The sequence below is a fragment of the Pseudoduganella aquatica genome (assembly GCF_009857595.1).
GTDB lineage: Bacteria > Pseudomonadota > Gammaproteobacteria > Burkholderiales > Burkholderiaceae_D > Rugamonas > Rugamonas aquatica_A.
In genome coordinates this window covers 1-295 of record NZ_WWCU01000145.1, presented here as the reverse complement: position 1 = coordinate 295, position 295 = coordinate 1, and the positions used below count along the sequence as shown (strand labels likewise).

The window sequence follows — 295 nt, the reverse complement described above, 5'->3', positions numbered from 1 at the left end:
CGGCCCAAGTCGATACCGACGAAAGCACGAATGGACTGGCTGTCGTAGATCGCGTCTTCGATGCCTTCATCAGACAAACCAAAGCATTGCTGGGCCACGTACATGCGCAGCATGCGGGCCAGTCCGATTGGTGGACGGCCGGCACCTTCGACCCTCGGATAGAACGGTTCGACCGCTTTATGCAACTTGCCCCAAGGGGTCACGCTGTCGATCTCTGCCAGGAAGCGGTCGCGCCGCGTCAGCTTCTTCTTGGCAGCATATTCAAGGTCGGAAAAGCTCTTTTGCATGGTCGATG

1 protein-coding gene is annotated in these 295 nt (G+C 57.6%); it reads right to left on the bottom strand.

Annotated features, from left to right (window positions below; translation table 11 throughout):
- The coding region (locus tag GTP77_RS29975) for a transposase (protein ID WP_161075765.1) at positions 1-287 on the bottom strand (287 nt) is incomplete at its 3' end.
- Positions 288-295: the final 8 nt, after the last annotated feature.